This is a genomic window from Streptomyces sp. NPDC007095 (assembly GCF_040634475.1).
In the GTDB taxonomy this organism is placed as follows: Bacteria; Actinomycetota; Actinomycetes; order Streptomycetales; family Streptomycetaceae; genus Streptomyces.
Window position 1 is genome coordinate 1 of sequence record NZ_JBEYFS010000043.1, and the last position, 14301, is coordinate 14301.

The 14301-nt window shown below is 70.8% G+C and carries 10 protein-coding genes; 4 read left to right on the forward strand and 6 right to left on the reverse strand.

Annotated features, from left to right (window positions below; all coding sequences use genetic code 11):
- The 4 genes from ABZ656_RS17005 to ssd form a co-directional block, all read right to left on the reverse strand.
- A partial coding sequence (locus ABZ656_RS17005; protein ID WP_360268735.1) for a type II secretion system F family protein occupies nucleotides 1–583 on the reverse strand: 583 nt, incomplete at its 3' end.
- Nucleotides 580–1449, reverse strand: a complete 870-nt coding sequence (locus ABZ656_RS17010; RefSeq protein WP_101399635.1) for a type II secretion system F family protein — start codon at nucleotides 1447–1449, stop codon at nucleotides 580–582. The genes ABZ656_RS17005 and ABZ656_RS17010, both read right to left, overlap by 4 nt.
- Nucleotides 1446–2648 (reverse strand): TadA family conjugal transfer-associated ATPase, encoded by a 1203-nt coding sequence (locus ABZ656_RS17015; RefSeq protein WP_101399633.1) that lies wholly within the window; start codon nucleotides 2646–2648, stop codon nucleotides 1446–1448. The genes ABZ656_RS17010 and ABZ656_RS17015 overlap by 4 nt, the downstream gene beginning before the upstream one ends.
- A complete protein-coding gene (gene ssd / locus ABZ656_RS17020) occupies nucleotides 2645–3739 on the reverse strand; it encodes a septum site-determining protein Ssd (RefSeq protein ID WP_360268740.1) in 1095 nt (364 codons plus the stop codon). Before ssd ends, ABZ656_RS17015 begins: the two co-directional genes overlap by 4 nt.
- Nucleotides 3740–4335: 596 nt before the next feature.
- Between ssd and ABZ656_RS17025 the strand changes: the two genes are divergently transcribed.
- The gene (locus ABZ656_RS17025; protein ID WP_360268742.1) at nucleotides 4336–5169 is read left to right on the forward strand and encodes an HAD-IB family hydrolase; all 834 of its coding nucleotides are present in this window, start codon (nucleotides 4336–4338) and stop codon (nucleotides 5167–5169) included.
- A 358-nt stretch (nucleotides 5170–5527) separates the two neighbouring features.
- On the opposite strand, the gene ABZ656_RS17030 is transcribed toward ABZ656_RS17025, so the two are convergent.
- Nucleotides 5528–6352: an oxidoreductase gene (locus ABZ656_RS17030; protein ID WP_360268745.1), complete on the reverse strand. Its 825-nt coding sequence runs from the start codon at nucleotides 6350–6352 to the stop codon at nucleotides 5528–5530.
- Between the two features lie 101 nt (nucleotides 6353–6453).
- Between ABZ656_RS17030 and ABZ656_RS17035 the strand changes: the two genes are divergently transcribed.
- A complete protein-coding gene (locus ABZ656_RS17035; protein ID WP_101399627.1) occupies nucleotides 6454–7434 on the forward strand; it encodes an ATP-binding protein in 981 nt (326 codons plus the stop codon).
- Here ABZ656_RS17035 and ABZ656_RS17040 read toward each other — a convergent pair.
- Nucleotides 7424–8686, reverse strand: coding sequence for a hypothetical protein (locus ABZ656_RS17040; RefSeq protein ID WP_101399625.1), 1263 nt, complete (start codon nucleotides 8684–8686; stop codon nucleotides 7424–7426). The two genes, ABZ656_RS17035 and ABZ656_RS17040, sit on opposite strands and share 11 nt — an antisense overlap.
- A 334-nt stretch (nucleotides 8687–9020) precedes the next feature.
- On the opposite strand from ABZ656_RS17040, the gene ABZ656_RS17045 reads away from it, so the two are divergent.
- A complete protein-coding gene (locus ABZ656_RS17045; RefSeq protein WP_360268804.1) occupies nucleotides 9021–11426 on the forward strand; it encodes a SulP family inorganic anion transporter in 2406 nt (801 codons plus the stop codon).
- Nucleotides 11427–11805: 379 nt separating this feature from the next.
- Nucleotides 11806–13806: an acetate--CoA ligase gene (gene acs, locus ABZ656_RS17050; protein ID WP_101399621.1), complete on the forward strand. Its 2001-nt coding sequence runs from the start codon at nucleotides 11806–11808 to the stop codon at nucleotides 13804–13806.
- The last annotated feature ends 495 nt before the right edge of the window (nucleotides 13807–14301 follow it).

The following is a 14301-nucleotide window of genomic DNA, read 5'->3' on the forward strand; positions in this document are numbered from 1 at the left end:
GTACGCCCGACTCGCCCGCCCGTTCCAGCAGCCGCGCCAGCGCCTCCGCGCCCGGGAGCGACGCCAACCTCCGCCATGCCTCGGCCGGTTCGCCCCCGAGCCGTACCTCTGCCGCGCCCCGCGCGAGCCGCTCCCCCACCGGTCCGCCCAGGGCCTCGCCCACCGCCTGCGCCGCGACCACGGGGTCCGCCCCCGCCGCGATACAGGCCCCGACCAGGTCGGCCGCCAAGGGGAGTTGCCGGGCAGCCAGTGCCGCGTCGTACTCCTCCACCGGCCCCGGTCTGCGACGCTGCCGCCACCGCCAGGCCCCGAACCCGGCCAGCAGCCCCACCACAACCCCGGCAAGACCGCCGACCAGCACCCAGCCGGCGCACACCGCGCCCGCCACCGGCATCCACCGCCGCACAACGTCCCGGACCGCGAAGTACCGCTTCTCGTGTGTCCTCTCCAGGGCCAGCAGGTCGGTCAGCCTTCTGCGCGCCCGTCGCTCACGCCGCGCCGCACCGAGCGCCCGGGGCAGCCACCCCAGCGCGAGCGTCCCGTACACAAGCGCCCCCAGCCTGTGGACAACTTCCGTGTTCATGCCGCCTCCGCTCCCCTCACGATGCGCAGCGCCCACCACAGCCCCACGCCCTCCAGCACCCCTCCGACCACCAGACAGCCCAGGCCCGGCCCGCTGTGCAGCAGCACGTGCAGCGGATCGGCGCCCAGCGCGGTGCCGAGCAGAAGGCCCATAACGGGCAGTCCCGCGAGCATCACCGCCGTGGATCGCGATCCCGCCAATTGGGCTCGCAGGTCGGCCCGTTGGTCCCGCTCCGCGCACAGGGCCCCTTCCAGGCGGTCGAGTCCCGCCGCCAGGCCCGCGCCCCGGTCCACCGCCACCCGCCAACACGCGGCGAGCCCCACCAGCCCGTCGGCCCCCGGCTGCCGTGCCGCGCCGGTGAGCGCACCCGGCACATCACCGCCGAACCGCGCCGCCGCCAGCACCACCGCCTGGGCCTCGCCGAGCCCGCCCGAGTCGCGCGCGGCTCTCCGCAGTGCCTCGCCCGGCTGATGCCCGGCCCGCACCTCACCGGCCAGCGCCCCGCACAGGGCGATCACCGCCTCACCCCGCTGCTCCCCCGCGCGCCGCGCCTCCCCGGCCCGCCGTACTCGGCGGAGCAGCGGCATCCCGGCCGCCCCGAGGAACAGCGGCACCACGGACGCACCCAGTACCGCGATCACCAACCCGGCGACCAGCGACCACCCTTCGGGACGCAGCCGTCCGCGCAGCCGCCGCCACTCGGCCCGTGCCCGCTCCCACGCCGGCGGTCCGGTGGCCACCACCCCGCCAGCAGCGCACAGCAGGCGCGCCCTGCGCGCACCCGCGTCCCACCCGCCCATCAACCAGGCCGCCGCCCCGGCACACGCCATGGCCGCCCCCACCGAGATGTCACCGACCCCCGTCATCGCAGCCCACCCCCCTCGGTCCCGTCCCGGAGCAGCCCCCGCAGCCGCTCCCACCCCCGCTCGTACGCGAACGCCTCCGCGCCCCACCGCAGCGCGGGCACCGTCACCACCAGCCCCGTCGCATCGCGCTCCAGGACATGCACCTCGGCGATCCGCCGCCGCCCGGCCCGGTCCCGTACGAGATGCAGGACCACGGACAGCGCCGCCGCCAACTGACTGTGCAGCGCCGCCCTGTCGAGCCCTGCCGCCGTGCCCAGGGCCTCCAGACGGGCCGGTACCTGCGCCGCAGCATTCGCGTGCACCGTTCCGCAGCCGCCCTCGTGGCCGGTGTTGAGCGCCGCCAGGAGCGACACGACCTCCGGTCCGCGCACCTCGCCGACCACCAGTCGGTCCGGTCGCATGCGCAGGGCCTGACGGACCAGGTCCTGCAGCGCCACGAGTCCGACGCCCTCCTGATTGGCGGGCCGCCCCTCCAGGCGCACCACATGGGGATGGTCGGGCCGCAGCTCCGCCGAGTCCTCGGCCAGCACGATCCGCTCCCCGGGACCGACCAACCCCAGCAACGCGCTCAGCAGGGTCGTCTTGCCGCTTCCGGTGCCGCCGCTGATCAGGAACGACAGCCGGGCGTCCAGCAGGGCTCTGAGCACCCGGTCCCCGCCGGGCGGGACTGTCCCCGCCGCCACCAACTCGTCAAGGGTGAACGCGCGCGGCCGTACGACCCGCAGCGACAGGCAGGTGGAGCCGACGGCCACCGGGGGCAGTACCGCGTGCAGTCGGGTGCCGTCCGGAAGCCGGGCGTCGACCCAGGGCCGGGCGTCGTCGAGCCTTCGCCCGGCCACGGCCGCGAGGCGCTGCGCGAGGCGTCGTACGGCCGCCGCGTCCGGAAAGGAGACGCTCGTCAGTTCCAGGCCACCGCCCCGGTCCACCCACACCCGGTCCGGCGCGGACACCAGGACGTCGGTCACCGACGGGTCGGCGAGCAGCGGCTCCAGCGGCCCACTGCCGACCAGCTCGGAGCGCAACCGCTCAGCGGCGCCGAGGATTTCGGCGTCTCCGAGCACTCGCCCCTGCTCGCGCAGGGCCTGTGCCACGCGCGCGGGAGTCGGCTCCGAACCGCTCTCGGCGAGCCACTGCCGTACGCCGTCCAGCAGTCCCGCGCCCGTGCCCGCGCCCGTGCCCGTCCCCGCCTCCCAGCTCATACGCCCCCGCCTTCCGCCGGAACCCGCGCCCAGAAGGCCGTGCAGAACCGGGCGAGCGGCCCCCGCGACGCTCCCCCGGGCGGCACACCGGTGTCTGGCGGCATGGATTCCGCGGGCACCTCGCCGACCAGCGGCAGTCCGAGCAGGCGGGCCACTTCGCGGTCGTCGAGACCCGGCGCGTAGGGGCCGCGGACCGCGACGCGCAGGTCGCGCAGGACCATGCCGACCATGGACGCCACCCGTTTGGCAGCCGCGACGGCGCGCAAATCGGCGGGGACCACCAGCAGCCCGAGGTCGAGCTGGGCGAGGGCTTCCGCGACGCCTTCGTCGACGCGGCGGGGCAGGTCGACGACCACGGTGCCGCCGCGCCGTCTGGCGGCGGCCAGGACCGCGCGGACGGCCTGCGCCGGGATGGTGACACAGTCGCCGCGGTCCCAGCTGAGGACGCGCAGCGCGTGCAGTGCGGGAAGGGACTCCTCCAGGGCGCCGCCACCGACCCTGCCGCGGGAGGCGGCGAACGCCGGCCAGCGCAGGCCTTCGACGGCCTCTCCGCCCAGGAGTACGTCGAGTCCGCCACCCAGAGGATCCGCGTCCACGAGCAGGGTGCGGCGTCCCTCGCGCGCAGAGGTGACGGCGAGCGCGCAGGCCAGCGTGGAGGCTCCGGCCCCGCCGCGGCCGCCGATCACGCCGACGGTGAGCGCGGGGCGACCGACTCCCTCGGCCACGTCGGCGATGCGGTCGACGAGCCACTGCTCGCCGTCCGGAAGCATCAGGACGTGGTCGGCTCCGATCTCGACAGCCCGTTTCCAGACGCCGGAGTCGTCCTGGTCCCGGCCGACCAGCGCCACTCCGCGTCGGCGCGCCGCTCCGCGCACGCGCCGCGCCGCGTCGTCGCCGACCAGGACGAGCGGTGCCGCCTCCCAGCTGCCGCGGCCCTCGGGCACCCCGTGGTGGACCTCCGGCCTCGCGCCCGCCGCGGCGCACAGGCGCAGCAGGTCGTCGAGGAGTTCGGCGTCCTCCGTGACGATCAATGGTCCGCCCTGCCGCCCGTCGGCGGCGGGCGGCAGGTCGTGTGTGATGGCTCCCGCCACGATCTCCAGCCCCCTTCGCTGCTCCTTGCGCGGAGCTCGCAAGGTCCTCTGCGGACCCGCGATTCCCTCTCGTGTGAAGAACCGGCAAGCGGCCTCCATATGGACGGCCGATACGAACCGGCCAAACGCGTCCGACAAACGGAACCGGCCATGAACTTGCCGCGAGGAACTCGCCGCGAGCGGGACGCGCTGGAATCACGGTGCAGCGATCCAGAAAATCGTGTGGATCTTGGTCGATAACTGTGGACAACTCAGTGGTTGTGAATATCGCCTTCACCCATACCGGTGAGCCGCCTGCGACTTCCACAGAGCAGTCTCACGGATACGCAGAGTGACGAATCGCGGGCGCGCGAAGGGGGCGGCCACAGCGATGACAACGGGATCCCGGGGTCGCGCGAAAGAGGGGAAAAACCCATCCGGACATGCGACGACCCCCGCCGGGGGGGAGAGCGGGGGTCGTCCCCACGGCCGACTCGGGGGGGGAGGAGTCGGACCGGGTTAGCACGGTCGCGAACGATCCGTGACTTCCATGGTGTACCCGAGAGCCCTCTCAGGCAAACCCACGCGCCCCACACTAGCCCGAATGGTGGGCGCATATGCTCGGGCTCGTGGAAAACCACTCCTTGCCTCGCACGGCAGCCTTCTTTGACCTGGACAAGACGGTCATTGCGAAGTCGAGCACGCTCACGTTCAGCAAGTCGTTCTACCAAGGCGGGCTGATCAACCGAAGGGCCGTGTTGCGCACCGCATATGCCCAGTTCGTGTTCATGGCGGGCGGCGCGGACCACGATCAGATGGAGCGGATGCGCGCATACCTGTCCACGCTGTGCCGCGGCTGGAACGTCCAGCAGGTCAAGGAGATCGTCGCCGAGACGCTGCACGACCTGATCGACCCGATCATTTACGACGAGGCCGCCTCTCTCATCGAGGAACACCACACCGCCGGGCGGGACGTCGTGATCGTCTCCACGTCCGGGGCGGAAGTGGTCGAGCCGATCGGAGATCTGCTCGGCGCGGACCGAGTGGTGGCCACACGCATGGTCGTCGGCGAGGACGGCTGCTTCACCGGAGATGTGGAGTACTACGCGTACGGGCCGACGAAAGCCGAGGCGGTCAAGGAGCTGGCCGCGTCCGAGGGGTACGACCTCGCGCGCTGCTACGCCTACAGCGACTCCGCGACCGATGTTCCGATGCTGGAGGCCGTCGGCCATCCCCATGCGGTGAATCCGGACCGTGCGCTGCGACGCGAGGCGCTTGCCCGCTCGTGGCCGATTCTGGACTTCCACCGGCCGGTCCGGCTCAAGCAGCGGCTGCCCGCGCTGTCGGTGCCGCCGCGCCCGGCGCTCGTCGCGGCGGCCGCGATAGGAGCGGCGGCGGCCACGGCGGGGCTCGTCTGGTACGCGAGCAAGCGGCGCGCGACGGTGGTGTGAGCGCGTCACGCGTGTGCGCGAGGCACATTTATGCCCGATTCGCTGCCATTTGAACCTAAAAGTAAAGAAGTGCAGTCAGGGGTTCCGCTTCCTCTGGACCAGGAGTAGAAAGGGGTTAACGGCCCGCGAGACCAAGGACATCCGAAAGGATCACCTTCAAACGCAACCGAAGGCCCCACGGACCGCGCATGGACATCGAGCACCCACGCGACGTCGACCCGTCGATTACGGGCCAGCCGCACCAGGTGACGGGCAGGAGTTCCCGACCTGATGGGCAAATATCGAGGACGCTTGGTAACCCGGTGAGCATGCCAGCGGCGGTACGAGAACTCGTACCGCCGCAACCCTGTCCGGAGGCTTACGCCGCGCCGCGCTGAAGCGCCTCGCAGACGGCTGTCGACTCCCTGGCTCCCAGTTCAATCGCCCTTCCGCAGTGGGCGATCCAGGTCGCCATGCCCTTCGGGGTGCCAGAGACATAGCCTTCCAGGGCCGCCAGGTAGGCCGCGCGGCCCAGCTCGGCGTGACCGACCTCCGCCGGGCAGACGGATTTGGGGTCGAGGCCGCTGCCGACCAGGACGATGCGCTCGGCCGCACGTGCGACCAGGCCGTTGTGGGTCCCGAAGGGGCGCAGGGCAAGCAGCTCGCCGTGCACGACGGCAGCCGTCACCAGCGCCGGGGCCGAACCACCCGCGATGATCAGCCGCGAGAGCCCTTCGAGTCGGCCGGCCACCTCGGTCGCGTCGGGCAGGGGCAGCTCGACGAGCGGCTCGTCGACCGGTTCACCGTCCTGACGGGGCCTGCCGACGGTGTCCCCCTGGTCCGCGGCCGCGACGAGGTGCAGCCGGGCCAGCACCCGGAGGGGAGACTGCCGCCAGATGGACAGCAGTTGGCCCGCCTCGGCGGTCAGCCGAAGAGCCGCGCCGACCGTCTGGGCCTCGTCGTCACCGCTGAAGTCGCTGCGTCGGCGCACCTCTTCAAGGGCCCAGTCGGCGCCGGACAGCGCCGCGGAACCGCGGGCGCCCCGCAGCGCGGCCTCGGAAGTGATCTCGTTGCCGCGGCGCCGCATGATCCGGTGTCCGTAGACCCGGTCCACTGCCTTGCGGACGGACTCGACGGATTCGGCCACGCCGGGCAGCGAACCCAGGGCCGCGAGCGGATCGGTGGTCGCGCCTGTCGTACTCATGAGTACGACCCTACGCACCCCGGCGGCCCGCCCCACGAAGGAGTGGTCTTCTTCACGTCACCAGGGCACTGTGCGCAATCACCCCACTACCCTTGGTGAACATGAAAATTGCTTTCGTAGGGAAGGGCGGCAGCGGCAAGACGACCCTGTCCTCCCTCTTCATCCGCCACCTCGCGGCCTCAGGGTCGCCGGTCGTCGCGGTGGACGCCGACATCAACCAGCACTTGGGGGCCGCCCTCGGCCTCGACGAAGCGGTGGCCGCCGGGCTGCCCGCCATGGGCCCGCGGCTGCAGCTGATCAAGGACTACCTGCGCGGCTCCAATCCGCGGATCACGTCCGCGGAGACGATGATCAAGACGACCCCGCCCGGTGAAGGGTCCCGACTGCTGCGGGTGTGCGAGAACAATCCGGTGTACGACGCCTGTGCGCGGCCGGTGGAACTCGACGGCGGAGCCGTCCGTTTGATGGTCACCGGCCCGTTCAGCGAGGCCGATTTGGGAGTGGCCTGCTACCACTCCAAGACCGGTGCAGTGGAGCTCTGCCTGAACCATCTCGTCGACGGCCAGAGCGAGTACGTCGTCGTCGACATGACGGCAGGCTCCGACTCCTTCGCGTCCGGCATGTTCACCCGCTTCGACATCACGTTCCTCGTCGCCGAGCCGACCCGGAAGGGAGTCTCCGTCTATCGGCAGTACAAGGAGTACGCCCGCGACTTCGGAGTCATCCTGAAGGTCGTCGGCAACAAGATGCAGGGCCAGGACGACATCGACTTCCTCCGCGCCGAGGTCGGTGACGACCTCCTGGTCGCAGTCGGGCACTCGGACTGGGTGCGCGCCATGGAGAAGGGCCGCCCACCCCGGTTCGAGCTCCTGGAGGACGCCAACCGCCGCTCCCTGCGCACCTTGCAGACTGCGGCCGACGCGACGTACGAGCTGCGGGACTGGGAGCGCTACACGCGCCAGATGGTGCACTTCCACCTGAAGAACGCGGGCAGCTGGGGCAACGAGAGGACCGGGGCCGACCTGGCGGCGCAGGTCGACCCCGGTTTCGTACTGGGAGAGGGACTGGTGGCTACGGCTTGAGGGCCGGCGCCCCGGGGATGCCCTTCGGGGCCGGGGCGGGGCGGCCCGACAGGAAGGACGCCCAGCCCTGCTTCGGGGCCTCTCCGACGGTGAGGCCGCGAAGCCTGTCCAGCGTGGCCGGGTCCTGGGCGTCGAGCCAGTCGGCGAGTTGCCGGAAGGAGACGCAGCGGACGTCGGGCTTGTTGCAGACGTTCTCCACGACCTGGTCGATGGCACGCATGTAGGTGCCGCCGTTCCAGGACTCGAAGTGGTTGCCGATGATCAGCGGCGCGCGGTTGCCGTCGTAGGCGCGGTCGAAGCCCTTGAGCAGGCCGTCACGCATCTGGTTGCCCCAGTACTCCTGCTTGTCGGGGTCGCCCTGCGTCTGCGTGCCCGACTGGTTGACCATGAAGTTGTAGTCCATGGTGAGCTGCTCGTAGGTGTGCCCGGGGAAGGGGACCAGCTGCATCGACAGATCCCACAGGCCGTTCTTCTTCTTGGGCCAGAGCTGGTTGTTGACGCCGCTGGTGTCATAGCGGAAGCCCAGCTGCCGGGCCGCCTTCATGAAGTTCTTCTGACCCTCCAGGCAGGGCGTGCGGGCGCCGATGAGCTCCTTGTCGTAGTCGAAGGGCAGCGGAGCCGCGTTCTTCATGCCCGCGTTGGTCTTCCAGGACTTCACGAACGCCTTCGCCTGGGCGATCTCGCTCTTCCACTCCGCGACCGACCACTCGCCGACACCGCCTCCCGCACCACAGAAGTGGCCGTTGAAGTGCGTGCCGATCTCGTTGCCCTCCAGCCACGCACCACGTAGCTGCTCGACGGTGTCCTTGATGCCCTTCTCGTCGTTGAAGCCGATCTCCGAGCTGCCCGGCGAGTGCTCCGGTGGCTTGTACAGCTCGCGCTTGTCCTCCGGCAGCAGGTACACACCGCTCAGGAAGTACGTCATCGTCGCCCCGTTGTCCTTGGCGACCTTGCGGAAGTGCGAGAAGAGCTTCTGGCTGTCCTCGCCGGCGCCGTCCCACGAGAAGACCACGAACTGCGGGGGCTTCTGACCGGGCTTCAGCCGCTCGGGCTTGGGCAGATACGGCTGCGCTCCGGTGTACGCGGTGGAGCCGTCGCCGATCAGGCGGACCACGCTCCGGGGCGCCGGGGCCCCCGCGGCCTCGTTCGCGCCTTCCTTGGAACCGCTGGTGCCGGTGGCGCAACCGGCGAGCGCCGTGGCGCAGGCCGCGGCGACTGCTACGCCCGCGGCGATCCTCTGGGTGGCGGCCATTTCCGCCCACCTTCTTCCTTCTGTCAGAGCAACGCCGCTTTGGGCGTTCTAGGGTGCTGTGCGGCTAAATGCCGACAGCGCCGTCAAGGTCGCACGAGGCCGAGACCGAATAAATACGACAAGCCGATAAAAAGCTCGGTTCACCCACGAGGGTGAATTAATGCCCCATTTGCCACTAAAGTCCGCATCAGAGCTTTACTCTGGATTACGATCTATTTACCGAGCGTTGAAAGTCCCGCCACTGCACGCCGTGACCCACGGCCGCGATCTGCCCCCGTCCTCCCTGGACGGGGATCACCTGTTCCGCGACCGCGCTGCCCCGGAGGAGACGGGAATGCCTGCCTGCGTCCCCACCCGCGCCGCCGACTCGACTCGGCCCAGGCGCATCCACCAACCCCACAGCCCCCCGCCGACCCCGCCCCGCCGATTCCGTATCGCGGGCGCCGATCTGTCGGCCTCGATCGCGGTCTTCCTGATCGCCCTGCCCCTGTCCCTCGGCATCGCCCTCGCCACCGGCGCGCCGCTCCAGTCGGGGCTCGTCGCCGCCGCCGTGGGCGGACTCGTCGCCGCGCGGTTCGGCGGCTCACCGCTCCAGGTGAGCGGGCCCGCCGCCGGGCTCACGGTCGTCACCGCCGAGCTCATCCACCGCTACGGATGGCGTACGACCTGCGCCATCACCGTCCTCGCCGGAGTCGCCCAGCTGGGCCTGGGGTGCCTGCGCGTGGCCCGCACGGCGCTCGCCGTCAGCCCCGCGATCGTGCACGGCATGCTGGCCGGCATCGGTGTGACCATCGCCGTCGCCCAGCTGCACATCGTGCTGGGCGGCACCCCGCAGAGCTCCGTGCTCGACAATCTGCAAGCGCTACCCGCCCAGTTGGCGCGCGTTCACCCCGCGGCGGTCTCGATGAGCGCGCTGACACTGGCGCTCCTCTTCGCCTGGCCACGGATTCCCGGACGGGTCGGGCATGTCCTGCGCACCGTGCCGGCCGCGCTGGTCGCCGTCGCGGGGGCCACCCTGACCGCCTCACTCACCGGGCTGGTCCTGCCCAAGGTCGACCTGCCGTCCTGGAGCAGCCACGCGCTGGCCGGGCTGCCCGAGGGGCCGGTGCTCGGGATCGCCGCCGCCGTCCTCACCGTCACGCTGGTGTGCAGTGTGCAGTCGCTGCTAGGCGCCGTGGCCGTGGACAAGCTGGTGGCGAGGCGACCCGTGCAGCAAACCCGGGTGGGTCGCTCCGACCTGAACCGGGAGTTGCTCGGTCAGGGCGCCGCCAATGTCGTCTCCGGTGCGCTCGGCGGGCTGCCCGTCGCCGGGGTCGCCGTGCGCAGTTCGGCGAATGTGCAAGCCGGTGCCGTGAGCCGGAACTCCACGATGCTGCACGGCGTTTTCGTAGTAGTTGCCGCGCTGCTGATGGTCCCGATCCTGGAGCTGATCCCCCTCGCATCGCTCGCCGCCCTGGTGATGGCCGTCGGCATCCAGATGGTGTCCCTGCACCACATCCGCACGGTCACCCGCCACCGCGAAGTGCTGGTGTACGTCGTCACCACGCTCGGCGTCGTGTGCCTCGGTGTTCTCGAGGGCGTGGCGCTGGGGGTCTCCGTGGCCGTCGCCGTCGCCCTGCACCGCCTCACCCGCACGTGCATCACGCATGACGAGAGAGGAGCAGTCCATCACGTACGAGTAAGAGGGCAGTTGACGTTCCTCGCGGTGCCTCGACTCAGCCGCGCCCTGCACCTGGTGCCTCAAGGGGCGCATGTGGTCCTGGAGTTGGACGGGTCGTTCATGGACCACGCGGCATACGAGTCCCTGCAGGACTGGCAGAACGCGCATGTCGCGCGAGGCGGCACGGTCGATTTGACCGGGCGGACCGGCACCCGGATCGCCGAGCCCGCGGGCCCCTCCCACTGCCGCTGCCGCCCCTGGACGCCATGGCGCAACCACCACTGCGAACCTTCCGCCGGTCCGCAGCCCGCATCCGCCGCCGACCGGTCTGGCGGGGCGGGCCCAGCAGACGAATCGGCGGGGCCGGCCGGTGCCACCGGGCGCGATGGCCGGAGCGGGCAGAGCGGTCATCAACTGGCGCGCGGGATCAGCGCGTTCCAGCGCAACACCGCACCCCTGGTGCGCGGTGAACTGGCACGGCTGGCGCGGGAAGGGCAGCGACCGTCGCAGCTGTTCCTGACCTGTGCCGACTCGCGGCTTGTCACGTCGATGATCACCTCCAGTGGTCCGGGCGACCTGTTCGTCGTACGCAACGTGGGCAACCTCGTGCCGAGACCCGGGGAGGAGAGCGGGGACGATTCGGTGGCCGCGGCGATCGAGTACGCGGTGGACGTACTGCATGTGCGATCCATCACGGTGTGCGGGCACTCCGGGTGCGGGGCCATGCAGGCCCTGTTGAACGCGGAGCCCGGGGGGGCGCAGACCCCACTCAAGCGGTGGCTGCGGCACGGGCTGCCGAGTCTGGAGCGGATGGCCGCCAAGAACCGCCCCTGGGCCCGGCTAGCCGGGCGGGCGCCGGCCGACGCGGTGGAGCAGCTGTGCCTGACCAACGTGGTGCAGCAGTTGGACCATCTGCGGGCGCACGAGTCAGTGGCGCGGGCCCTGCGGGAGGGTGCGCTCGAGCTGCACGGGATGTACTTCCACGTCGGGGAGGCGCAGGCGTATCTGCTGGCCGAACGCGACGGCGGCGAGCTGTTCGATCATGTGGGGGCGGCGGAGGATCTGCGGCACCCCGCCTGACCTCGCCACCCGTGTGACCTCGGCGTGGTGCGCGGCCCCGGTTGGTGGGGCGCGCACCACGCCGTACGTATGGATGCGGCGGGTATATAGGCGCGGGGTGCCCTTACGTGGGCCGGGTGTGGGGGCCAGGCGCAAGGGCCAGGAGTGAGGACCGGGCGTGAGGGCCGCGACACGCCCGGGCGTCGCATGTGCCATGGCGTCCACGTGGGGGCGGTCGCGGGAATGGTGGGCGGGTGAACCCGCGTGCCTGTCCGTACGTGGCTCGGAGTGCGTACCCCAGCGTGCCTGGTGCGCGCTTCTGAAGGAACCTCAGCTCCTCGATAGGTCTAAACCAATTTGAGATCGGCCCTTGTCATCGAGGCCCCCGGTCTGATGAGCTGTGGCCTGGGACACAACGGACACCCTGGGAAAGGGAGATGTCGTGAGCAACGAAAGCCTGGCCAACCTGCTGAAGGAAGAGCGCAGGTTCGCGCCGCCCGCCGACCTGGCGGCGAACGCCAATGTCACCGCGGAGGCGTATGAGCAGGCCAAGGCTGACAGGCTCGGCTTCTGGGCCGAGCAGGCCCGCCGGCTGACCTGGGCCACCGAGCCGACCGAAACGCTGGACTGGTCGAACCCTCCGTTCGCGAAGTGGTTCGCCGACGGAAAGCTGAACGTCGCGTACAACTGCGTCGACCGGCATGTAGAGGCCGGGAACGGCGACCGGGTCGCCATCCACTTCGAGGGCGAGCCGGGTGACAGCCGGGCGATCACCTATGCGGAGCTCAAGGACGAGGTGAGCAAGGCCGCCAACGCACTGATCGAGCTGGGCGTCGGCAAGGGCGACCGGGTCGCCGTCTATCTGCCGATGATCCCTGAGGCCGTCGTCGCGATGCTGGCGTGTGCACGGATCGGCGCGGCGCATTCGGTCGTCTTCGGCGGATTCTCCGCGGACGCGATCGCCACACGCATCCAGGACGCGGACGCCAAGCTGGTCATCACCTCCGACGGCGGTTACCGACGCGGCAAGCCGTCCGCGCTCAAGCCGGCCGTAGACGACGCGGTGAGCCGGGTCGACGGGGTCGACAAGGTGCTGGTGGTGCGGCGCACCGGGCAGGAAGTCGACTGGACCGAGGGCCGCGACGTGTGGTGGCACGAGATCGTCGAGCGGCAGTCGGCCGAGCACACGCCGGAGGCGTTCGACGCCGAGCAGCCGCTGTTCATCCTCTACACCTCCGGGACCACGGGGAAGCCGAAGGGCATCCTGCACACCTCGGGCGGCTACCTCACGCAGGCCTCCTACACCCACCACGCCGTCTTCGACCTCAAGCCGGAGACCGACGTGTACTGGTGCACGGCCGACATCGGCTGGGTCACCGGGCACTCGTACATCACGTACGGGCCGCTTTCGAACGGTGCGACGCAGGTGATGTACGAGGGCACGCCGGACACGCCGCACCAGGGGCGGTTCTGGGAGATCGTGCAGAAGTACGGGGTGACGATTCTCTACACGGCGCCCACGGCTATCCGTACGTTCATGAAGTGGGGGGACGACATCCCCGCGAAGTTCGATCTCAGCAGCCTGCGGGTACTGGGGTCCGTGGGTGAGCCGATCAACCCCGAGGCGTGGGTCTGGTACCGCAAGCACATCGGCGGCGACCGGACGCCCATCGTGGACACGTGGTGGCAGACCGAGACCGGCGCGATGATGATCTCGCCGCTGCCGGGGGTCACCGAGACCAAGCCGGGGTCGGCGCAGCGGCCGTTGCCGGGGATCTCGGCGACCGTGGTCGACGACGAGGCGCGGGAGGTTCCCAACGGGGGTGGCGGGTACCTGGTGCTCACCGAGCCGTGGCCCTCGATGCTGCGCACGATCTGGGGCGACGACCAGCGCTTCCTCGACACGTACTGGTCGCGGTTCGAGGGGAAGTACTTCGCCGGGGACGGGGCGAAGAAGGACGAGGACGGGGACATCTGGCTCCTCGGACGGGTCGACGACGTGATGCTCGTGTCCGGGCACAACATCTCGACGACCGAGGTCGAGTCGGCGCTCGTCTCGCATCCTTCGGTCGCCGAGGCGGCCGTGGTCGGTGCGGCGGACGAGACGACGGGGCAGGCGATTGTCGCGTTCGTGATTCTGCGGGGGACCGCTTCCGCGGAGGATGCCGGGCTGGTGGCGGATCTGCGGAATCACGTAGGGGCGACGCTGGGGCCGATCGCCAAACCGAAGCGGGTGTTGCCGGTGGCCGAGCTTCCCAAGACTCGGTCCGGGAAGATCATGCGACGGTTGTTGCGTGACGTGGCGGAGAACCGGGAGCTGGGGGATGTCACGACGTTGACGGACTCCACGGTGATGGATCTCATCCAGGCGAAGCTGCCGGCGGCGCCGAGCGAGGACTGAGGGTTTCCCCCACCCACCACCCCTTTGAGTGTGGGGGCACTAAGTGCCCCCACCCCCCCGATCTCGCGGGGCTCCGCCCCACACCCCAAACCCTGCGGGGCTCCGCCCCACCCCAAACCCTGCGGGGCTCCGCCCCTGCCCCCGGCGGGTACCGCATCCCCCTGACCACCTCGCGCTTGCACGACCCCGCTGGGGCCTGGCGTCGCGCGGTACAGCCCGGGCCCCGGTCCGTGTCCGCTGCGGCTGTGAGGCGTGCAGCGCTGTGGCGCGGCCCTGCGGCAGCACGCTGAGGGTCTCCTCCTTGGTCTCCTCCTGACGGTCGTGCTGGGCCTGGGGGCTCGTGAGGTCTCCGTCGAGTCGGCTATCACCGCTCCGGCCTCCCCGCCCGTCGGGGTCTCGCGTGGCCTCGCGTGCGTCCGTTGCCCGGCCGTGGGCTCGCTCACCGTACGCAGTGTCCCGGGCGGGCTCTCGCAGGTCCGTGCGGCATGACCGTGG